This window comes from Dermacoccus sp. BD5 (genome assembly GCF_044878485.1).
GTDB classification, from domain to species: Bacteria; Actinomycetota; Actinomycetes; order Actinomycetales; family Dermatophilaceae; genus Dermacoccus; species Dermacoccus nishinomiyaensis.
Window position 1 is genome coordinate 134176 of sequence record NZ_JANJER010000001.1, and the last position, 20868, is coordinate 155043.

18 protein-coding genes are annotated in these 20868 nt (G+C 68.5%); 5 read left to right on the forward strand and 13 right to left on the reverse strand.

The features are described 5' to 3' along the window. Positions 1-56: 56 nt before the first annotated feature. The gene (locus tag NQ706_RS00590) at positions 57-1742 is read right to left on the reverse strand and encodes a serine/threonine-protein kinase (protein ID WP_038567765.1); all 1686 of its coding nucleotides are present in this window, start codon (positions 1740-1742) and stop codon (positions 57-59) included. Between the two features lie 143 nt (positions 1743-1885). Between NQ706_RS00590 and lipB the strand changes: the two genes are divergently transcribed. The 3 genes from lipB to NQ706_RS00605 all read left to right on the forward strand — a co-directional run bounded on the left by lipB (position 1886) and on the right by NQ706_RS00605 (position 4482). Continuing rightward, positions 1886-2527: a lipoyl(octanoyl) transferase LipB gene (gene lipB, locus NQ706_RS00595; protein WP_006946636.1), complete on the forward strand. Its 642-nt coding sequence runs from the start codon at positions 1886-1888 to the stop codon at positions 2525-2527. A 115-nt stretch (positions 2528-2642) separates the two neighbouring features. Continuing rightward, positions 2643-3668 (forward strand): lipoyl synthase, encoded by a 1026-nt coding sequence (gene lipA, locus NQ706_RS00600; protein WP_006946581.1) that lies wholly within the window; start codon positions 2643-2645, stop codon positions 3666-3668. 4 nt (positions 3669-3672) lie between these two features. Next, positions 3673-4482, forward strand: a complete 810-nt coding sequence (locus NQ706_RS00605; RefSeq protein ID WP_038567763.1) for a DUF4191 domain-containing protein — start codon at positions 3673-3675, stop codon at positions 4480-4482. A 220-nt stretch (positions 4483-4702) separates the two neighbouring features. Here the strand turns inward: NQ706_RS00605 and NQ706_RS00610 are convergent, their stop codons facing one another. Next, entirely contained in the window at positions 4703-5128 is a 426-nt protein-coding gene (locus NQ706_RS00610; protein WP_038567761.1) for an RDD family protein, read from the reverse strand. A gap of 246 nt (positions 5129-5374) precedes the next feature. Between NQ706_RS00610 and glnA the strand changes: the two genes are divergently transcribed. Together glnA and NQ706_RS00620 are read left to right on the forward strand one after the other, a co-directional pair. Then, on the forward strand, positions 5375-6799 hold the full coding sequence (glnA, locus tag NQ706_RS00615; RefSeq protein WP_006946569.1) for a type I glutamate--ammonia ligase: 1425 nt from the start codon (positions 5375-5377) through the stop codon (positions 6797-6799). A 186-nt stretch (positions 6800-6985) separates the two neighbouring features. Continuing rightward, a complete protein-coding gene (locus NQ706_RS00620) occupies positions 6986-7453 on the forward strand; it encodes an SRPBCC family protein (protein ID WP_038570688.1) in 468 nt (155 codons plus the stop codon). Between the two features lie 164 nt (positions 7454-7617). On the opposite strand, the gene NQ706_RS00625 is transcribed toward NQ706_RS00620, so the two are convergent. The 11 genes from NQ706_RS00625 to ftsZ all read right to left on the reverse strand — a co-directional run bounded on the left by NQ706_RS00625 (position 7618) and on the right by ftsZ (position 20757). Then, positions 7618-9774: a S9 family peptidase gene (locus NQ706_RS00625; RefSeq protein ID WP_038567759.1), complete on the reverse strand. Its 2157-nt coding sequence runs from the start codon at positions 9772-9774 to the stop codon at positions 7618-7620. A gap of 29 nt (positions 9775-9803) precedes the next feature. Further along, the gene (gene dnaE, locus NQ706_RS00630) at positions 9804-13352 is read right to left on the reverse strand and encodes a DNA polymerase III subunit alpha (protein ID WP_038567758.1); all 3549 of its coding nucleotides are present in this window, start codon (positions 13350-13352) and stop codon (positions 9804-9806) included. A gap of 102 nt (positions 13353-13454) precedes the next feature. Continuing rightward, entirely contained in the window at positions 13455-14384 is a 930-nt protein-coding gene (locus NQ706_RS00635; RefSeq protein WP_038567756.1) for an RluA family pseudouridine synthase, read from the reverse strand. Further along, a complete protein-coding gene (lspA, locus tag NQ706_RS00640; RefSeq protein WP_235182022.1) occupies positions 14381-14983 on the reverse strand; it encodes a signal peptidase II in 603 nt (200 codons plus the stop codon). The genes NQ706_RS00635 and lspA overlap by 4 nt, the downstream gene beginning before the upstream one ends. Then, positions 14956-15372, reverse strand: coding sequence for a TraR/DksA family transcriptional regulator (locus NQ706_RS00645; RefSeq protein ID WP_038567752.1), 417 nt, complete (start codon positions 15370-15372; stop codon positions 14956-14958). The genes lspA and NQ706_RS00645 overlap by 28 nt, the downstream gene beginning before the upstream one ends. A 352-nt stretch (positions 15373-15724) precedes the next feature. Next, a complete protein-coding gene (locus tag NQ706_RS00650; RefSeq protein WP_038567750.1) occupies positions 15725-16852 on the reverse strand; it encodes a DivIVA domain-containing protein in 1128 nt (375 codons plus the stop codon). Between the two features lie 93 nt (positions 16853-16945). Then, complete coding sequence (locus NQ706_RS00655) at positions 16946-17224, reverse strand: YggT family protein (RefSeq protein ID WP_038567748.1); 279 nt, start codon at positions 17222-17224, stop codon at positions 16946-16948. A gap of 101 nt (positions 17225-17325) precedes the next feature. Then, positions 17326-17826 carry a cell division protein SepF gene (locus NQ706_RS00660; RefSeq protein WP_006946575.1) on the reverse strand — a complete coding sequence of 167 codons (501 nt, stop codon included), beginning with the start codon at positions 17824-17826 and terminating at the stop codon, positions 17326-17328. Between the two features lie 73 nt (positions 17827-17899). Further along, the gene (locus NQ706_RS00665; RefSeq protein ID WP_038567746.1) at positions 17900-18679 is read right to left on the reverse strand and encodes a YggS family pyridoxal phosphate-dependent enzyme; all 780 of its coding nucleotides are present in this window, start codon (positions 18677-18679) and stop codon (positions 17900-17902) included. Next, on the reverse strand, positions 18676-19419 hold the full coding sequence (gene pgeF / locus NQ706_RS00670) for a peptidoglycan editing factor PgeF (protein WP_038567745.1): 744 nt from the start codon (positions 19417-19419) through the stop codon (positions 18676-18678). The genes NQ706_RS00665 and pgeF overlap by 4 nt, the downstream gene beginning before the upstream one ends. Before the next feature lie 15 nt (positions 19420-19434). Next, positions 19435-20757 (reverse strand): cell division protein FtsZ, encoded by a 1323-nt coding sequence (gene ftsZ / locus NQ706_RS00675; protein WP_038567743.1) that lies wholly within the window; start codon positions 20755-20757, stop codon positions 19435-19437. Between the last annotated feature and the right edge of the window lie 111 nt (positions 20758-20868).

Here is a 20868-nt window from a genome sequence, read left to right on the forward strand (position 1 = left end):
GCTGACCGGGCGCGTGGCGCGCTCTCGTCCGGTTCGTGACGTAGACATGATGCGCCTCAGCCCGCTGACCAGGACGCGATGCGCCAGCCCCTGCCGTCGTGGCTGACGACGAGCCGGACGTCATCGTGACGCGCAGCAACACGCTCGCTCGCGGTCTTGGTGCGGACGTCGTACCCCGACGTCGTGATTCGGCTCGTCAGGCACACCTGGCCACCGCTGCATGACGTCGGCGTCAGCGCGCCGATCGCGTAGCCGAGGCCGTCGTACGACGCGCCCTGCGCGCTCGCCCGCGTGAAGGCCTGCAGGTCGTGCGTGTGAGCAGCCGAGCCCGGCACGAGGCACCGGCCCAGGCCTTGTCGATCCAACGTCGACCAGGCCTTGGCCCGGCAGTCGAGCAGCGCGACGACCTCCTGACGCGTCGGAGCCGTCATCGTGGGCGTCTTCGCACCGGACGCGGGCACCGCCGTCCCCGCCTCCGGGTTGGTCGAGGGCGACACCGCGTTCGGCATCGCCTTCGACGGCGGTGCGGGCGTCAACGTCGTCGAGGACGAGGTCGAGTTCGCCGGTGTCACACCAGGGTTGGCGCGCGCGTAGGCCGCGCTCGTCGAAGATCCGGCGTCATCCGCCGAGTCTCCGCCTGCGTGAACGGGCCACATCGCTGCTGCGGCGACGACGCACGCCCCCATCAGCGCCGCGGGCACCCAGCGACCAACTCTCCAGCGCGCGCCCGCCGCGTCAGCACGTCGCCCAGCGTCGACGGCCCCTGGACGCGACGTCCGTCTTCCCCCGACCTCACCGCGGGTTTCAGCGCCACGACGCCCCCGTCGCCCACGACGTCCGCCCCAGAGTGACGACCCATGGCGCTCCGCTTCGGCCGGCTCGAGGAACTGCCGCCGCTGCGCCTCGTCCCGCAGTCGTCGCGTGATCGACTCACCAGCGGCCGTGGTGCCACTCCCCTCTCCGATCGGCGCAGCGGTCGGCACGGGCACCGGGCGTGCGGTGGCGACACCGCGCAGCCGGGTCGCCAGCTCCGCGGCGTGTGGGCGCGACGACGGCGTCTGTGCGAGGCACGCCGTGATGAGGTCGACGAGCGCGTCCGGCGCGTCGGGCAGGACGTCGACGAGGTGCGGCCGCAGCGCTGCGACGGGCGGCGGCGTCCCCAGGAGACAGAACCAGGCGAGCGCCCCGAAGGAGTACACGTCGGCCGCAGCGCTGGGCGGTTCGCCGTCGACGATCTCGGGAGCGACGAACCCGTAGGTGGCCCAGTCGGCCCCGTCGGCGCGTGCCGCGACACGCGTGGCCCCCAGATCTGCGATCGCAGGGCGTCCCTGGTGGTCGAAGAGAATGTTGGACGGGGTGAGGTCGGCGTGCACGCATCCTCGGTCGTGGAAACCCGCCATGGTCGCCGCGACCGGAGCGAGCGCCGTCACGCACTCGCCGACTGTGAGTCCGCCGCGTCCTCGCACGACGTCGTCGAGGCTGCCGCCGGCCATGTACTCGAGCACGAGCGCGCTGTGGCCCTCGGCGCTCGTCGTGAGATCGAGGGCCTCGACGACGTGGGGCCCCGCGTGGCGCCGCAGCATCCGCCATTCCGAACGCGCGGTGATCGCGGGTTCCGTGCCGACCTTGATCGCGACGATGCCCTGCGGCCCGGTGGCGCGCCACACCGACGAGCTGCCGCCCTGCCCGATGAGCGCTTCGATGGTGTATCCGGCGATCGTGGGTGCGGTGGCGTCGGGCATGGTGACTCCTGGGTTCGGCGTGCGAGGGGCGCCGCGGTCGGCGCCACTGCTTCCACCATCGCCCAGGAGGGCCGAAGCATGCGTCGAGTTATCCACAGGCAGGCCGGCGGCCGTCGCGGCGTGTCGGAGAGTAGGCTCGGGGGATGCGTATCCAGCACCTCGGCTTCGCCCCTGACTTCGTCGACTACGAGCAGGCGTGGGAGGTGCAGCGTCAGGTTCACGCCGACGTCGTCGCGGGCGGCGAGGACACGGTGCTGCTGCTCGAGCACTCCCCCGTCTACACGGCGGGCAAGCGCACCGAGGCGCACGAGCGTCCCTTCGACGGCACGCCCGTCGTCGACGTCGACCGCGGCGGCAAGATCACGTGGCACGGTCCGGGTCAGCTCGTGGGCTACCCGATCATGGCGCTGCCCATCCCCATCGATGTCGTCGCGCACGTGCGTCGCCTCGAGCAGCTCATGATCGACGTGTGCGCCGAGTTCGGCGTCGACGCCGACCGCGTGGAGGGACGTTCCGGCACCTGGGTGCTCGCCGACGACAAGGGCCCCGACCGCAAGATCGGCGCCATCGGCGTGCGCGTCTCGAAGCGCGCGACGATGCACGGTTTCTCGCTCAACTGCGACTGCGACCTGTCGTGGACGCAGACGATCGTGCCCTGCGGCATCGCCGATGCCGGGGTGACGACACTGAGCCGCGAGGTCGGTCGTGACGTCACCGTCGCCGAGGTGCTCCCGGTCGTGGAGCGTCACCTGTCGGCGATCGTCGCCCCGTCGAAGGCGGCATGAGCGCCGTCCGCGTACTCGCCGGGAAGTTTTCACCCGCGTACGCTGTTGTTCTGAGCGCTGGCGTGCATCTTCGCGCCGTGTCGCCCTCAATCGCCAAGCCGAGGAGTGCTTTTCTGTGACCGTCGCGCCCGAAGGCCGTCGACTGCTGCGCGTGGAAGCGCGCAACGCCGAAACGCCCATCGAACGAAAGCCGAGCTGGATCCGCACCACGGCGAAGATGGGCCCGGAGTACAACTCGCTGCAGAATCTCGTCAAGGGTGGCGGCCTGCACACCGTGTGCCAGGAGGCCGGCTGTCCCAACATCTTCGAGTGCTGGGAGGACCGTGAGGCCACGTTCCTCATCGGCGGCGACACCTGCACGCGACGCTGCGACTTCTGCGACATCGCGAGCGGCAAGCCGTCCGCCCTCGACCTCGACGAGCCGCGCCGCGTCGCCGAGTCCGTCCGTGAGATGGGCCTGCGCTACGCCACCGTCACCGGCGTCGCGCGCGACGACCTGCCCGACGGTGCCGCGCAGCTGTACGCCGACACCGTGCGCCTCATCCACGAACTCAACCCGAACACGGGTGTCGAGATCCTGCCGCCCGACTTCGGCGCCGTCCCCGAGCTCGTCGGCAAGGTCTTTGACGCCCGCCCCGAGGTGTTCGCCCACAACCTGGAGACGGTACCGCGCATCTTCCGACGCATCCGCCCGGCGTTCACGTACGAGAAGTCGCTCAAGGTGCTGACGATGGCGCGCGAACAGGAGCTCGTGACGAAGTCGAACCTCATCCTCGGCATGGGTGAGGAGGAGCACGAGATCGACCAGGCGCTCGTCGACCTGCACGAGGCCGGCTGCGACATCATCACGATCACGCAGTACCTGCGCCCCTCGAAGCTGCACCACCCGATCGACCGGTGGGTCAAGCCGGAGGAGTTCGTGCACTGGTCCGAGCGTGCCGAGGAGATCGGTTTCTCCGGCGTCATGGCGGGTCCGCTCGTGCGTTCCTCCTACCGAGCCGGCCGTCTGTACGCCCAGGTCATGGCCAAGCGCGGCCAGGAGCTGCCGGAGAACCTGCTGCACCTCGCGGAGGCGGCGTCGTCGCCGGCGCGTCAGGAAGCTGCGTCTTTGGTGGCCCGCGCCGAGACCCGCGTATCCTGACCCCATGGCATCAACCTCCCCCACCAACGAGCCCAAGAAGTCGCGGTTCCGCCACGGTTCGAGCGGCGGCGCCACGAAGGCCGACGGTGCGTCGAGCACGAGAGGCGAGGCCAAGGAGCCGGGCCGCTCCGCTCAGTTCCGTCAGGTGTTCGAGACGGCGCGCGCCAACGACCCCGCGCTGCTGGCGTGGATGATCGGTGCGTTCGCGCTCGTGTTCGTGCTGCTGCTCATCATCGGCTTCAGCATCGGCCACCCGATCTACCTCGGCATCATCGGCGTGCTGCTGGGTGTGCTCGCCGCACTGCTCGTGCTCGCCCGCCGCGCGAACACCGCGATCTACAAGTCGATCTCGGGTCAGCCGGGCGCGAGCGTCGCCGTCATGTCGTCGCTGCGCAAGGGTTGGTTCGTCGAGCAGGAGCCCGTCGGCGTCGACATGGGCCGCAACCGCCAGGTGCGCGACCTCTCGGGTGCCGCGATGGTGTACCGCGCCGTCGGCAAGCCGGGCGTCGTGCTCGTCGCGGAAGGCCCCAAGGGCATGGCCGAGCGTCTGCTCGCCAGTGAGAACAAGCGCACGACGCGGGTGCTCGGCCCCGAGGTTCCGGTGCACACGCTGCGCGTCGGCACCGACGAGGGCTCCGTCCCCGTCGAGCGCCTGCAGAAGGACATGCAGAAGATGCCCAAGGTGCTTACCGACGACGAGGCCGCTCGCATCACCAAGCGCTTGCGCGCCCTTGGGTCGGGCCGCCCCGCAGCTCCGGCCGGTATCGACCCCACGAAGGCACGCGTCAACCGCGCCGCGATGCGTGGCCGCTGAGCCTCCACGCACGAACATGAGAGCCCGCCACCTCGAGTTGGCGGGCTCTCGTGTGTTCTGGGGCTTGTCACTTGTTCCCGCGCCCATGTGCTGCGACGTGGCGATGCGTGTCGTCCCATCCGGTTGACGGGGCGTGAGGCGGGGCAACCCGCATGGGTCCTGCCGTGAAGGTCATGCTGCCTGGGGCGTGCGCGCGGCGAGCGTCAGTGTCGCATCGAGTTCAGCGCGTACGGACGATGACGGTGCCGGCGAGCTTGTCGTGCAGCCCGCGTCCGCTCGAGTCGGTGACGACGGCGGGGATCGCGAGGCAGAGCAGCACGGTGCGGACGGCGCCGGCGAGCAGACCGGGGGCAGCGCCGTCGCTGACGCGCTGCACCTGCATCCCCAAGACGCGGTGCCCGAGCGTCATCCCGAGGGTGCTGACGAGCAAGAGGTTCTCGACGGCGAAGACGGCGAGCGGTTTGAAGCCCTCGGCGCCGCTCCCGCCCCAGCGGTAGCCCAGCAACCCCATGGCGATGACGGAGCAGAGCGCCCAGTCGATGAGCAGCGCGACGGCGCGCGGGGCCAGCCGCGCGATGGAGCCGGGGCCGTCGACGGGGCGGTTCTCGGCGGGGTCGGCATCGGCGAGGGGGGCAGCTGGGGGCACGTTCGTTTCCGTTCGGTGGTGTCTCGCACTGTGAGTCGTAGCGCGCCCTCCAAGACTAGAGGTGAGGTGCCTGGATAGGTTGGAGGGGTGGTCGCGCGCCGTGCGCCGACCGGCGTGAACTGTTCACATGTTTCGTAACACCGACGAAACATGAGGGCCATGCCCGGGTAATCGGGGGGTCCTAGCATCGTGGGCAACACGTGGTGTGGTGTCGACCGGCATCGCACACCCCAGTCAGGAGGATCCATGTTCAAGACCGCTGAAGAGGTCGTGAAGTTCATCGAGGATGAGGACGTCAAATTCGTCGACATCCGCTTCTGCGACCTGCCGGGCGTCATGCAGCACTTCAACATCCCGGCCGAGAGCTTCGACGCTGAGGCGATCGAGACCGGCCAGATGTTCGACGGCTCGTCCATTCGCGGTTTCCAGGCCATCCACGAGTCCGACATGAAGCTCATCCCGGACCTGCAGACGGCCTACCTGGACCCGTTCCGTGAGTACAAGACGCTCATCATCAACTTCTCGATCGTCGACCCGTTCACGGGCGAGCAGTACTCGCGCGACCCGCGCAACATCGCGGCGAAGGCCGAGGCGTACCTGAAGTCGACGGGGATCGCCGACACGGCGTTCTTCGGCGCCGAGGCCGAGTTCTACGTCTTCGATGACGTGCGCTTCGAGACGAAGCAGAACGCCGGCTACTACTACATCGACTCGATCGAGGCGGCCTGGAACACGGGCCGCGTCGAAGAGGGCGGCAACCTGGGGTACAAGACCCGGTACAAGGGAGGTTACTTCCCCGTCCCGCCGGTCGACCACTTCGCCGACCTGCGCGACGAGATGGTGCTGAAGCTGCACGAGGTCGGCCTCGAGGTCGAGCGCAGCCACCACGAGGTCGGCACGGCCGGTCAGATGGAGATCAACTACAAGTTCAACACCCTGCTGCAGTCGGGTGATGACGTCATGAAGTTCAAGTACGTCATCAAGAACGTCGCGTTCCAGAACGGACGCTCGGCGACGTTCATGCCGAAGCCGCTGTTCGGCGACAACGGTTCGGGTATGCACACGCACCAGTCGTTGTGGAAGGACGGCGAGCCGCTGTTCTACGACGAGCGTGGTTACGGTGGCCTGTCGGACATCGCTCGCTGGTACATCGGTGGTCTGCTCAAGCACGCGCCGTCGCTGCTCGCGTTCACGAACCCGACGGTCAACTCCTACCACCGTCTCGTACCGGGTTACGAGGCTCCGGTGAACCTCGTGTACTCCGCGCGCAACCGTTCCGCGTGCGTGCGTATCCCGATCACGGGCACGTCGCCGAAGGCGAAGCGTGTCGAGTTCCGTGTGCCGGACCCGTCGGCGAACCCGTACCTGTGCTTCGCGGCGCAGCTGATGGCGGGCCTTGACGGCATCAAGAACCGCATCGAGCCGCCGGAGCCGGTCGACAAGGACCTGTACGAGCTGCCGCCCGAGGAGCACGAGGCCATTCAGCAGGTTCCGGGTTCCCTCGGTGACGTGCTCGACGCGCTCGAGGCCGACCATGAGTATCTGCTCGAGGGTGACGTGTTCACGGAGGACCTCATCGAGACGTGGATCGAGTACAAGCGTCTGAACGAGATCGACCCGATTCGTTTCCGTCCGCACCCGCACGAGTTCGAGATGTATTACGACATCTGAGCCTGGGAGGCGAAGGTTGAGGGCCCGGGGCGGGCAGCAAGCGTGAGCGAGCTGCCCACCCCGGGCCCTCGGCCGTAGCCGAGCGGGTTCAGATGTCGGAGAAAAATGCTCATCTGAACCGATCTTCAACGCCAGCCCCGCACCGTAGCCGAGGAGGACGACCGACGGCCAGCTACGGTGGGCGTCATGGCTGACAACCTCGAATCTGAGATCTTCATCGCTGCTCCCCCGGAGCAGGTGTGGCCGCTCGTCAGTGACCTGCGGCGGATGCCGCAGTGGTCACCGCAGTGTCGCAAGGTGATTGCGCGGGGCCCGATCCGCCGTGGCACGTTCATGCTCAACGTCAATCGTGACGGCAATCTGTGGTGGCCGACGCGTGCGAAGGTGACTGATTTTCACGACCTGCAGCGCGTCGCTTTCCGGGTGCTCGATAACGGCACGACGTGGAGCTTCACGCTCACGCCGCAGGACGGCGGCACCGTGCTGACGCAGCGACGTGACGTGCCGCCGGGCGGTACGTCGAAGGTGTCGGCGCTGCTCGTCGACAAGGTGCTCGGCGGTGAGGACGACTTCGAGGCCAACCTCGTCGCCGGCATGAACACGACGCTGCAGCGCATCCGCGCAGCCGTCGAGGCGCGCTCAGCTCAGGAGTGACAGCCGACGGCTTGGCGCAGGGGCCCGTCCTCGACCTGAGCCGGCGCCACTCGCGTCGTGCCCACGAGATGCAGCCCCCGTTCTTGCGCCCGAGTGCACCCGGGTGCACTCAGGCTAAAGAACGGGGTTCACTTCCCCAGGGTGTCGATTCCTCGGGGCGTGAGTCAGACGTTGGCGGACGCGGGGTGCACGATCTCGGACGCGCCGAGACGGTCGAGAATCCACGCGGTCTCGAACGCAGCTTCCTTCCACGCCTCGTACCGCCCGCTGACGCCGCCGTGGCCCGCGACCATCTCGGTCTTGAGCAGGATCGGTCGCTCGTTCTGGTCACTCGTGACGGTGCGGCGCAGCATCTGTACCCACTTCGCGGGTTCGACGTAGAACACGCGGGTGTCATTGAGGCTCGTCGTCGCGAGCACCGACGGGTAGTCGACGTCGCGCACGTTCTCGTACGGCGTGTAACTTTTCATGTACGCGTATACGTCCGGGTCGGCGAGCGGGTTGCCCCACTCCTCCCACTCCCCCTGCGTCAGCGGCAGCGACGGGTCGAGCGTCGTCGTCAACGCGTCGACGAACGGCACCTGCGCGTGCACGGCGCAGAACAGCTCGGGCGCCTCGTTGAGCGCCGCGCCGATGAGGAGGCCGCCGGCCGAACCCCCCTCGGCCGCAAGGCGATCGGGGGCCGCCCACCCCGTCTCGACGAGGTGACGCCCCGCCGCGACGAAGTCGGTGAACGTGTTCTTCTTGTGCTCGAGCCGCCCGTCGAGATACCAGGATCGGCCCATCTCACCGCCACCGCGCACGTGCGCGATGGCGAACACGACGCCGCGCTGCAGCAGGCTGAGCCGCAGGACGGAGAAATACGGGTCGATCGACGACTCGTACGAGCCGTACCCGTACAACAGCACGGGGTTCGTCCCATCGGGCGTGACGTCGCGGTGCGCCACGAGCGAGACCGGCACCTGGGCGCCGTCGGGAGCCGTCACCCACAGACGGTGCTGTTGGTAGTCGGCCGGGTCGTGGCCGCCCAGCACCTCGCGACGCTTGAGCAGCGTCACCTCGTCCGTCGTCGTGTCCCAGTCGTAGATGGCGCGCGGCTCGATGAACGACTCTGTTGCGACCATGAGCGTCGTCGCCTCGTACGTCGGGTTCGCCCCGACACCGACGACGGTGAGCTCCCCCGCGAACGGCAGCTCGCGCGCCGCCCCGAAACCGTCGCCCTCCTTGGGCAGGAGCCGCACGGTCGGCAGGCCGCCGGCGCGCAGCCCGACGAGCATGAAGTCGCGGTAGGCGGAGACCCCGAGGATGCGCTCGCCCTCGGCGCCCACGAGCATCGGCTGCCAGTTGTCGACGCCGGGGTCGGCGAGCGGCGCCACGGCCACGTCGAAGTCGACGCGGTCACGGTTGTGCACGATGTAGAGCCGGTCCTCGTCGATCTCGATGTCGTAGTCGAGCCCCTCGGTGCGCGGCTGCACGACGCGCCAGCCGGCGGCCTCGTCGTGCAGATCCATGAGGTGGAACTCGGAGGTGTTCTTCGACCCCATCGACAGGATGAGCCACCGATCGTCATGCGTGCCGCCGATGCCGAGCCAGAAGGCCGCGTCGTCCTCCTGGTAGAGCAGCACGTCCTCGCTCGGGTCGGTGCCGACGACGTGACGCCACACCTGGTGCGGGCGCCACGACTCGTCGACGCGCGTGTAGAAGTACGCATCTCCCGCAGCCGACCACACGAGGCCGTACCCGACGTCGGTGACGCTCTCCTCGATCGTCTCGCCCGAGGCGATGTCGCGCACCGTGACGGCGTAGCGCTCGTCACCCGCGAAGTCCATGAGCGCGGCGAGCCGGTTCTGGTCGGGCGTCAGCGCGAGTGCGCCGACCGAGTAGAACTCCTTGCCCTCGGCCTCGACGTTGCCGTCGAGCAGCACCTGCTCCCCCGCGAGCGCCTCCCCCGGCCGCGGCGTCGGACGGGCCTCACCGTCACGGTACGGTGCGCGGCAGCTGATGCCGTACTGCTTTCCCTCGAGGGTGCGCGTGTAGTACCACCATTCCTTGTCGCGCACCGGGATCGACAGATCGGTCTCTTTCGTGCGCGACTTGATCTCGTCGAAGAGACGCTCGCGAAGCGGCTCCTGCGCGGCGAGCACGGCGTCGGTGTAGGCGTTCTCCGCGTTTAGATGCGCGATGACGTCGGGGTTGCTCTTGTCGCGCAGCCACTCGTAGTCGTCGACGAAGACGTCCCCGTGGTGGGTGCGCGGCGTCGGCACGCGACGAGCGATCGGCGGCGTCGGCTGATTCGGCTGAGTCGCCGTGGTGTCGGTCATGGGTGTTCCTTCCGAACGATCGTCGTGCGTCAGCCGAGGCACGAGGGGCCCAGGAGGGCCTTGAGGTCACCGAACAGCGCGGGCGTCGCGTTGACGCGCAGGCTGTCGTCGAGCTTGACGGTGAGGGTGCGCCCCGGCCGCGAGAGCTTGAGGTGCACCTCGGTGATGCCGGGGTGCTCCCCCAGCACCTCCTTGAGCCGCTCGGCCAACCCCTGCGTCGCCCGCGCGTACGGCAGGTGCAGCAGCACCGGGCCGCGTGGGCCGTCCGTCAGCTCGGGCAGCGTCAGCTCCATCGCGTTGAGCGCGACCGACTCGTCACGACGGTTGACGCGCCCCTTGACGGCGCACACGACGTCCTGGCTCAGCATCGTCGAAACCGTCGCGTACGTCGAGGGGAAGAACAGGCACTCGATCGCACCGTCCATGTCCTCGACGGTCGCGATGGCCCACAGATCGCCCTTCTTCGTGCGTTTGATCTGCAGGCCCGTGATGAGCCCGGCGATCGTCACCGTCGCACCGTCGGGCAGCGCGTCCTCGGCGAGCAGGCGCGCGACCGACGTGTCGGAGAACTGCGCGAGCGCCGCCTCGATGCCGAACAGCGGGTGGTCGGAGACGTACAGGCCGAGCATCTCGCGCTCGAACGCGAGCTTCGTCTGCTTGTCCCACTCGATCGGCGGAATCTGCGGTAGCGCGGCGAACTCGATGCCCGGCGCATCGTCACCGAAACCGGCGAACAGCGAATCCTGCCCGTGCTCCTCCTTGCGCTTCTCGTCGATGAGCGCATCGACGTACGACTCATGGATCTGCACGAGCCCCTGACGCTGGTGGCCGAGGTCGTCGAACGCGCCCGCCTTGACGAGCGACTCGACCGTGCGCTTGTTGAGCACCGTCGCGGGGCACTTGCGCAGGAAGTCCTCGAACGAGGTGAAGCGGCCCTTCTCCTCACGCGCCGCGATGATCGCCGCGACGACGTTGGAACCGACGTTGCGGATCGCCTCGAGCCCGAAACGGATGTCCTCGCCGACGGCCGCGAAGTTGCCGATCGACTCGTTGACGTCGGGCGGCAGCACCTTGATGCCCATGTGGCGGCACTCGTTGAGGTACAGCGCCGACTTGTCCTTGTCGTCACGCACCGACGTGAGCAGCGCCGCCATGTACTCGGCCGGGTAGTTCGCCTTGAGATAGCCCGTCCAGTACGACACGAGCCCGTACGCCGCGGTGTGCGCCTTGTTGAACGCGTAGTCGGAGAACGGCAACAGGATGCTCCACAGCGTCTGCACCGACTCCTTCGAGAAGCCGTTGTCGAGCATGCCCTTCTCGAAGTTGACGTACTCGGCGTCGAGCACCTCCTTCTTCTTCTTGCCCATCGCGCGCCGCAGCAGGTCGGCGTTGCCGAGGGTGTACCCGGCGAGCTTCTGCGCGATCTCCATGACCTGCTCCTGATAGATGATCAGGCCGTACGTCATGTTGAGGATCGGCTCGAGCGCCTCGGTCAGCTCGGGGTGGATGTAGTCGATCTGCTGCTTGCCGTTCTTGCGCAGCGCGAAGTTGGTGTGCGCGTTGGCGCCCATCGGGCCGGGACGGTACAGCGCGAGAGCGGCGGAGATGTCCTCGAAGTTGTCGGGCTGCATGAGACGCAGTAGCTGGCGCATGCCGCCGCCGTCGAGCTGGAACACGCCGAGCGTGTCACCTCGCGCGAGCAGGTCGTACGTCTTCGCGTCCGTCATGTCCTTGCTCAGCGCGTCGAGGTCGATGTCCTCGTCACGGTTGGCCTTGATGTTCTTGAGTGCGTCGTCGAGGATCGTCAGGTTGCGCAGGCCGAGGAAGTCCATCTTGACGAGGCCGAGCGTCTCGCAGCTCGGGTAGTCGAACTGCGTGATGACGGCGCCGTCCTGCAGGCGACGCATGATCGGGATGACATCGATGAGCGGTTCGCTCGACATGATGACGCCGGCCGCGTGGACGCCCCACTGACGTTTCAGCCCCTCGAGGCCGACGCCCGCGTCGAAGATGTTCTTGAACGTCGGGTCGGAGGCGATGAGCTCACGGAACTCGCCGCCCTCGGCGTAGCGCGGGTGGCTCTCGTCGTACATCTTCGCCAGCGGCACGCCCTTGCCCATGACGTCGGCCGGCATCGCCTTCGTCATCTGCTCGCCGATGGCGAACGGGAAGTCCATGACGCGCGAGGCGTCCTTGACGGCCTGCTTCGCCTTGATCGTGCCGTACGTGACGATGTACGACACGCGATCCTCGCCGTACTTGTCGACGACGTACCGGATGACCTCCGAGCGCCGACGCTCGTCGAAGTCGACGTCGAAGTCGGGCATCGACTGACGTTCGGGGTTGAGGAAGCGCTCGAAGATCAGACCATGCGGGACGGGGTCGAGGTCGGTGATGCCCATCGCGTACGCGCACATCGAACCGGCACCCGAACCACGCCCCGGCCCGACGCGGATGCCGTTGCGCTTCGCCCAGTTGATGAAGTCGGCGACGACGAGGAAGTAGCCCGGATAGCCCTTGCCGATGATGACGTCCTGCTCGTACTTCGCCTGCTTCACGGCGTAGTCCGGCACACCCTCGGGGAAGCGACGGCGCAGCCCCGTCTCGACCTCCTTGATGAACCAGGACGTCTCGTCCTCACCCTCGGGGCAGGGGAAGCGCGGCATGTAGCGCCCTTCGCCCTCGGTGAAGGACACCTCGCACTGCTCGGCGATGAGCAGGGTGTTGTCGCACGCGTCCGGGTGGTCGCGGAAGAGGTGACGCATCTCGTCGGCCGACTTGAGGTAGAACTCGTGGCTGCCGAACTTGAAGCGGTTGGGGTCGGTCAGGCGCGAACCCGAGTTGATGCACAGCAGCGCATCGTGGTGGACCGCGTCCTCCTTGTTCGTGTAATGCAGATCGTTCGTCGCGAGCAGCGGCAGGTTGAGATCCTTCGCCAGCTTGAGCAGGTCACTGCGCACGCGCCGCTCGATGTCGACGTCGAGGTCGTGCTCCATCAGCTCGCAGTAGAAGTTGCCGTCACCGAAGATGTCGCGGAACTCCGCCGCGGCCTCGCGCGCCTTGTCGTACTGCCCCAGACGAAGGCGCGTCTGGATCTCCCCCGACGGGCACCCCGTCGTGCCGATGATGCCCGTGCCGTACGTGTTGAGCAGCTCTCGGTCGAGTCGCGGATACTTCGAGTACACCTGGTCGAGCGAGGCCTGCGAGCCCATGCGGAAGAGGTTGTGCATGCCCTCGTTGTTCTTCGCGAGCAGCGTCATGTGCGTGTAGAGACCGCGGTTGGAGACGTCGTCGGCCTCCTGGCCGCGCTCGCCCCACGTGGTGCGCGTCTTGTCGGTGCGGTGCGTGTCCGGCGTCATGTACGCCTCGAGGCCGATGATCGGCTTCACGTCATACTTGCGCGACTTCGACCAGAACTCGTAGGCACCGAACAGGTACCCGTGGTCGGTGGTCGCGATCGCGGGCATGCCGAACTCCTGCGCACGCGCGAACATGTCATCGATACGGGCTGCACCGTCGAGCATCGAGTACTCGGTGTGGTTGTGCAGATGGACGAAGCTCTTCGACTGACTGGACATCGCCCTGAAGTCTACGACCGGCCACCGACAACCCCGCCGGATGCGCGACGCCCGGCTCCCGGGGCGAGCCGGGGGCCGGGCGGAACGTCGCGGAATTCCGCGTCAGGCGCTGATGCGATCGAGCGCGCGTTGCAGGTCGGCCGGGTACGGCGAGGTGAACGTCACACGTTCGCCGCTACCGGGGTGGTCGAATCCGAGCTCGACGGCGTGCAGCCACTGACGCTCCAGCCCGAGCTTCTTCGCGAGCGTCGGGTCGGAGCCGTACAGCGGGTCGCCGACGCACGGATGATGCATCGCTGAGACGTGGACACGGATCTGGTGGGTGCGCCCCGTCTCGAGATGGATCTCGAGCAGCGACGCCGACCGGAACGCCTCGAGCAGTTCGTAGTGCGTCACCGACGCGCGGCCGGAATCCATGACGGCGAACTTGTAGTCGTGGTTGGGGTGGCGCCCGATCGGCGCGTCGATCGTGCCCTCGATCGGGTCGGGCAGGCCCTGCACGAGCGCGTGGTACGTCTTGTCGACCGTGCGGTCACGGAATGCCTGCTTGAGCAGGGTGTACGCACGCTCGCTCTTGGCGACGACCATGAGACCGCTCGTGCCGACGTCGAGGCGCTGCACGATGCCCTGACGCTCCGGTGCGCCCGAGGTGGAGATGCGGTACCCCGCAGCGGCGAGGCCACCGACGACATCCGGGCCGTCCCAGCCGACGCTCGGGTGGGCGGCGACGCCGGCCGGCTTGTCGACGACGACGATCTCGGTGTCGTCGTGCACGATGTTCATGCCGGGCACGGGTTCGACGCGGGGCGTCGCCTCACGCGGCCCGGTACGCTCCGGCATCGCGACCTCGAGCCACGCGCCGGCGCTCACGCGCTCGGACTTCGCGACCCGCTTGCCGTCGACGCTGACGGAGCCCTCGGCCGCGAGTTCGGCGGCGCGGGTGCGGGAGAAACCCAGCAGGCGGGCGATGGCCGCGTCGACGCGCTCCCCCTCGAGCCCTTCTGGGACGAACAACGACTTGACCTCGCTCATCGCTGAGCCTCCTCGGTGGTGGGCGACGCGCCATCATCTGCGCCGTCGTGGGCGCCCTCGCGCGTTCCGTCGAGACCGATGCCGCGGAAGGTCAGCAACACGACGAGGGCCGCGGCGACGCAGATCGCCGAATCGGCCAGGTTGAAGATCGGCCAGTGCGGCAGCTCTAGAAAGTCCACGACGTGGCCACGACCCCCACCCGGCTCGCGGAAGAACCTGTCGATCAGATTGCCGACGGCTCCTCCGATGATCAGCCCGAAGGCGAGGGCCCACGGGACGCTACGCAGCTTGCGCGCCGTCACGGCGAGCACGACGACCACGACCACCGCGATCGCGGTGATGAAGAGCGTCGAATTCGTGCCGAGGCTGAACGCGGCGCCGGGGTTGTACGTCAACCGCAGCCGCAGGAACGAGCCGAGCAGATCACGCGAGCGGCCGTCACTCAGGGCGTCCTGCGCCCATTGCTTGCTGGCCTGATCGGCCGCGATGACGCCGAGCGCCGCCACGGCGACGAGCGCGAGAGGGCGCCCCGAGACGCGGGACGGGGGGACGGTGGGTGTGGCGCCCGAGTTCAGCGGCGCTCCTGCTTCTTCTTGCATGTCATGCATAGGGTCGCACGAGGGAAGGCCTGGAGTCGAAGTTTGCCGATCGGGCCGCCGCACGATTCGCACACGCCGTACGTGCCGTCGTCCATCCGCTCGAGGGCGCGTTCGCTCTGACGCAGCACCTCAGCGGACTTGCGGGCCAACGAGATCTCGTGCTCGCGCTCGAAGTTCGCGTTGCCGACGTCGGCCTGGTCGTCGCCCGCCCCGTCGCCCGGGTTGCGCAGCAGCCCCTCGAAGTCCGTAGCGAGTTCGTCGAGCTCGGCGCGCACGCGGGCCACATCGGCCTCGAGCTCGGCCCGCACCTCGGCGAGTTCGGCGTCGCCCCACGGCTCCTCGGCGCCGCCGACGGCCAGGTCGCTCGCGGCGGTCTTCTGTGTCGCCATGGTGGTCACTCCAGTCTCCCAGCGGCGCCCGCTCGGGGCGCACGATGATGCGGATATTACGCAGAGGATAGGCCACATCAGGCGGGTCGGGGCGAACAACAGATGAAGTTTCACGTACCCGCTAGTAGGACCAACGAAGGGACGCACGAAGCGGGGGGGGGGGGGGGGGGTAGTGGGGGGCGGGGGGGGGGGGGGGGGGGCGCCGCGCCCCCCCCCCCGGGGGGGGGGGGCCCCCCCCCCCCCTCCCCCCCCCCCCCCCCCCCCCCCCCCCCCCCCCCCCCCCGCGGGGGGGGCCGCGGCCCCCCCCCCCCCCCCCCCCCCCCGCTCGGTGACGGCCATCAGGCCGCGGACATCACGCTTTGGTGTCGGGCGTCTGCTGCTTCTCGTCGAGCTTGCGCAGCTGCTCGTTCAGGTAACCCTTGAGGTTCGAGCGGTAGTCGGTCTCGAAGCCCTTGAGCCGCTCGATCTCGGCTTGCAGCGCCGTGCGTCGCGTCTCGAGGTCGGACAGGATGCTCGTGCGACGCTGCTCGGCCTCGGCCACGAGCGCGGCCGACTTCTCGGTACCCGTGCGCACGAGCTTGTCGTGCTGGCTCTGCCCGCTCGAGACGAGTTCGTCGTGCTTGGCCTGAGCCTTCTTGACGAGGTCGTCGTGCTCGCTCTGGCCGCGCTTGACGAGGTCGTCGTAGGTCGACTGGCCCGTCGTCAGCAGTTCGTCGTGGCGCTGCTTGGCGCTCGACAGCAACTTCTCGCTCTTCGTGTTCGCCTCCGTGACCACCTTGTCGCGGTGCGCGGTGGCTTCGCCGATGAGACGATCACGCTCGGTCTCGCCGTCACGCACGTGCTGGTCGTGCAGACGCTGTGCGAGCGCGATGACGCCCGCCGCGTCGGTGCCGGCGTTGGTCTCGCTCGTGGCCGGCTGCGTCGACGTCGCCGAGGCGGCCTCACGGGCCTGCTTCAGCTCGTTCTCCAGCTGCGTGATGCGCGCGTCGGCCTCGGCCAGCTTCGCCTGCGCGTTCTTGGCCTCCTCGCGGGCTGTCTGGAGGTCGCGACGGGCGCTCGTGAGGTCGGCGCTCGCCGCGTCCTGACCTGCGTCGGCAGCCTCGTTCGCCTTGGGGGCACGCGCCTTGTCGAGCTCGGTGCGCGACGTTTCCAGTTCCTTCTTGAGGCGCGCGATCTCCGCCTTGTCCTCGTCGCTCGAGCCACCCGCGGCTGGAGCCGCAGCGTTGTTCACCGGCGTGAGGGCCGGGACGGCCGTCGTCTTCGACTGGCCCGCCATCGTCGCGTCGCCGTCTCCGCCGTGGCTGCGGCGGCAGTCGTCGAGCTTGTCGCTCAGCGAGTCGTTCTCGGCGTTCAGCCGGCGCAGCTCGACGACGATCTCGTCGAGGAAGTCGTCGACCTGAATCTCGTCATATCCGTTGCGCCCGAACCCCTTCGGCTTCGAGAACTCCTTCTTGACGACGTCTTCCGGCGTCAGCGCCATGTATTCACCTCAGTAACGCTCGAAGCCGAGGCGGGGCCTCGGCAAATCCGTTTCGTGCACGCCGATGCGGGCACGCTCAAAAATTTCCCGACTTCACCTTAGGAGATTAGCCGCGACTTGCACAGCCAGCGCCACGATCAAGAACGCCAGGTCGATGCCGACGCCGCCGAGGCGCAGGGGCGGAACGACGCGGCGCACCGCCTTGATCGGCGGGTCGGTGACGGTGTAGACCGCCTCCGCGACGACGAGCACGACGCCACGCGGCGTCCACTGCCGCGCGAACACCTGGATCCAGTCGAAGACGAGGCGCGCGATGAGCAGGACGAAGAACACGTCGAGCACGGTCGCGAGCGCCGTTCTGACGCCGTTCATCGAGTCTCCTTCATCACCATGACGCCATTCTCCCACGCATGGGCGCGGCCGCCGTCATCCAGGGGACAACGGCGGCCGCGGCCCGAGCGCGAGGCGACGATTCAGCTCTGGTTGAACAGCCCGCGCGTCGCCTTGGCGACCTCGGGCCCGCTCGTGGAGACCTCGACGTTCTCGGGCGAGAGGAGGAAGACCTTGCTCGTCACGCGCTCGATGGAGCCGTGCAGACCGAAGACGAGACCGGCGGCGAAGTCGACGAGACGCTTGGCGTCCGTGTCGTCCATGTCGGACAGGTTCATGATGACGGGGACGTTGTCGCGGAAGGCCTCACCGATCTCCTTGGCCTCGTTGTACGTCCGAGGGTGGATGGTCGTGATGCGACTCATGGTCGAGGCCTCCGTGTCGGAAAAGTCGTGGTGGGTCACCTCGGGGCGCAGCGGCGTGACCTCGGCAGGGGCGCGACGTTCGTACGCGTCATAGTCGTCGTGACGCTCGTCGTCGTAGGCGACCTCGTACTCCTCGACGTACTGCTCGCTCGCGCGCGGCGCGTGCGTGTCCACGTCGGACAGTCCGAGGTATTCCATCGTCTTGCGCAGTGCGCTCATTCTTCCTGCTCCTGTGTCCGCCTGGCCCCTCGCGGAAAGGGCACCACATAGCTCGTCGGTGTCAGGCTCGAAGTTACCCGGCGAGCGGACGCGAACCGAGTATTGCGCTTCCGACACGCAGGTGTGTCGCGCCGATTTTCACCGCGTCCTCGAGATCGCCCGACATCCCCGCCGACAACGACGTGGCCTGCGGGAAGTTTGCGAGGAAATCTTGACGAACGTGCGCGAGCCGCGAGAACGCGGCGGCCGGCTCCTCTCCGAGCGGCGCGACCGCCATGAGCCCGCACAACCGTAGGTGCGGCGCCTGCTCGACCGCCGCGGCCACCTCGTGCAGCTCGGCCTCCTGCGCGCCACCGCGCCCCGAACCGTCACGCTCGAGAGCGACCTGCACGAAGATGTCGAGGGGGTTCTCGCGATCCGCGGCGCCGGCGTCGAGCAGCGGGACGAGCTTGAGCCGGTCGAGCGACTGCACGACGTCCGCGTGCCGCGCGATGCGGCGCGCCTTCTTGCTCTGGATCTGGCCGATGAAGTGCCGACGCGGTGAGACGATGAGATCCGGACGCTCGGCGCGCAGCGCATCGACCTTCTCGACGAGCTCCTGCTCGCGGTTCTCCCCCACGTCGACCACCCCGAGGTCGGCGAGCGCGACGAGGTCGGTGACGGGGAAGAACTTCGTGACGACGACGAGCGTCGGGGCGTCGTCACGCCCGGCCGCGCTCGTGGCGGCGGCGATGCGGTCGCGCACGCGCTCCAGGTTGGCCTGCAACTCGGCGCGACGCGCGGGCGAGGCGTCGAGACCACGGCGACTGGGGTCGGAATCGGCGGTGCGCGACGGCGTCGGAGGCTGCATCACGACACCGCCGCCTTGCGGACGATGAGCCCGGCGAAGCGGCCTGTCGCGCCGTCACGACGATACGAGTACAGGCGAGGCTCCTCACGCGTGCATCCCGGCACCCATTCGAGCGGGACACCGGCGTCCGCGAGCTGCGACGCGACGCCCGCCGCGACGTCGATCGCCGGCGTGCCCCTCCACGTGATGGCGGCGCTGGCCGGGTGGGCCTGACGCGCGGCGTCATGCATCTCGCGCGGCACCTCGTAGCAGCGCCCGCAGATCGACGGGCCCAGCACTGCGCTGATGTCGCGCGCTCCGAGGTGGCGCATCGCCTCGAGCGCCGCCGGCACGACGCCGGCGAGCATGCCGGGGCGCCCGGCGTGCGCGACGCCGATGACGCCGGCCGCGTCATCACTCAGGAGAACCGGCGTGCAGTCGGCCACCATGACGCCGAGCGCGAGGCCGCTGTCACGGCTGACCATCGCGTCAGCGCTCGGTCCGGCCTGACCGGAGGCGACGTCGTCGAGGGTGACCTCCGCGACGCTCGCGCCGTGGACCTGATCCATCCAGGCGATGGGGACGCCACCCAGCTGCGCGGAGACCCGCTCCCTGTTCGCGCGCACCGCACGCTCGTCGTCACCGACGTGCAGTCCGAGGTTCAACGCCGAGAACGGCGCCTCACTGACCCCGTCGAGGGAATCAGTGAAGCACCGTTCGAGCGAGCCGCTCGGCGACTCACGCCGGCCGTGCCAGAAGAACATCGACCGGGCTCCAGATCACTTGAGGAAGTCGGGGACGTCTAGGTCGTCACGATCCTCGAACGTTACCTCCTTGGGCGGACGCACGACCTCGGGGGCCTGCTGACCGCCCTGCTGCGACTGCCCTTGCTGTGCCTGGCCCTGCTGAGCGTCCTGGGCGTGCTGCTGCTCACCCTGACCCGGCTGGACGCGGGCCGGCGGCGCGGAGACGCGCGTCGGGCCGGCGGTCGTCCCGGGAACAGTGACGGGCTTGATCGTCGTCGGGGCGGCAGCCTGCGGCTGGTAGGACTGCTGCGCCTGCTGGGACGGCATCTGCGCGGACGTCGGCTGCTGCGCGGGACGCTGCTGAGCGCCACCCTGCTGTGCAGGACGCTCGTCGTTGCGCTTCTGCGGCGCACCACCGTCGAAACCGGCGGCGATGACGGTGACGCGCACCTCGTCGCCCAGGGCGTCGTCGATGACGGCGCCGAAGATGATGTTGGCCTCGGGGTGCGCCGCCTCCTGCACGAGGCGAGCGGCCTCGTTGATCTCGAACAGACCGAGGTCGGAACCGCCCTGGACCGACAGCAGGACGCCGTGGGCGCCGTCGATGCTCGCCTCGAGCAGCGGGCTCGAGATAGCGAGTTCGGCGGCCTGCACCGCACGGTCCTCGCCACGGGCCGAACCGATGCCCATGAGTGCCGAGCCGGCACCCTGCATGACGGACTTGACGTCGGCGAAGTCGAGGTTGATCAGACCCGGGGTCGTGATGAGGTCGGTGATGCCCTGGACACCGGACAGGAGCACCTGGTCGGCCGAGCGGAAGGCGTCGAGCATCGAGACGGCGCGGTCGCTGATCGACAGCAGACGGTCGTTCGGGATGACGATGAGCGTGTCGACCTCTTCGCGCAGCGCGGAGATGCCGAGCTCGGCCTGGTTCGCGCGACGACGGCCCTCGAAGGTGAACGGACGGGTCACGACACCGATCGTCAAAGCACCGAGGCCGCGGGCGATCTTGGCGACGACGGGCGCACCACCCGTGCCCGTGCCACCACCCTCACCGGCGGTGACGAACACCATGTCGGCGCCCTTGAGGACCTCTTCGATCTCCTCGGCGTGATCCTCCGCCGCCTGACGACCGACCTCGGGGTCGGCGCCGGCACCGAGACCGCGCGTCAGCTCACGGCCCACGTCGAGCTTGACGTCGGCGTCACTCATGAGCAGGGCCTGGGCGTCGGTGTTGATCGCGATGAACTCCACACCCTTGAGGCCGACCTCGATCATCCGGTTGATGGCGTTGACGCCACCGCCGCCGATACCGACGACCTTGATGACGGCCAGGTAGTTCTGGGGAGTTGCCACGAGAAGAGGCCTTTCGAAAGCGGGTGCGAGTATGCAGAGCCGATGCTACGCGACCGGATGCCCGGACGCGAACATCTCGACGTCAACTCGAACGTGACCCCGTCAGGCACG

Coding starts and splice junctions, on each gene's coding strand:
- NQ706_RS00660 (WP_006946575.1), bottom strand. CDS start 17,826: ATGAGCGCACTGCGCAAGACGATGGAATACCTCGGACTGTCCGACGTG.
- pgeF (WP_038567745.1), bottom strand. CDS start 19,419: ATGTTCTTCTGGCACGGCCGGCGTGAGTCGCCGAGCGGCTCGCTCGAA.
- NQ706_RS00655 (WP_038567748.1), bottom strand. CDS start 17,224: ATGAACGGCGTCAGAACGGCGCTCGCGACCGTGCTCGACGTGTTCTTC.
- NQ706_RS00625 (WP_038567759.1), bottom strand. CDS start 9,774: ATGACCGACACCACGGCGACTCAGCCGAATCAGCCGACGCCGCCGATC.
- lipB (WP_006946636.1), top strand. CDS start 1,886: ATGCGTATCCAGCACCTCGGCTTCGCCCCTGACTTCGTCGACTACGAG.
- NQ706_RS00650 (WP_038567750.1), bottom strand. CDS start 16,852: ATGGCGCTGACGCCGGAAGACGTCGTCAAGAAGGAGTTCTCGAAGCCG.
- glnA (WP_006946569.1), top strand. CDS start 5,375: ATGTTCAAGACCGCTGAAGAGGTCGTGAAGTTCATCGAGGATGAGGAC.
- NQ706_RS00605 (WP_038567763.1), top strand. CDS start 3,673: ATGGCATCAACCTCCCCCACCAACGAGCCCAAGAAGTCGCGGTTCCGC.
- NQ706_RS00590 (WP_038567765.1), bottom strand. CDS start 1,742: ATGCCCGACGCCACCGCACCCACGATCGCCGGATACACCATCGAAGCG.
- lspA (WP_235182022.1), bottom strand. CDS start 14,983: ATGCAAGAAGAAGCAGGAGCGCCGCTGAACTCGGGCGCCACACCCACC.
- NQ706_RS00620 (WP_038570688.1), top strand. CDS start 6,986: ATGGCTGACAACCTCGAATCTGAGATCTTCATCGCTGCTCCCCCGGAG.
- NQ706_RS00645 (WP_038567752.1), bottom strand. CDS start 15,372: ATGGCGACACAGAAGACCGCCGCGAGCGACCTGGCCGTCGGCGGCGCC.
- NQ706_RS00635 (WP_038567756.1), bottom strand. CDS start 14,384: ATGAGCGAGGTCAAGTCGTTGTTCGTCCCAGAAGGGCTCGAGGGGGAG.
- dnaE (WP_038567758.1), bottom strand. CDS start 13,352: ATGTCCAGTCAGTCGAAGAGCTTCGTCCATCTGCACAACCACACCGAG.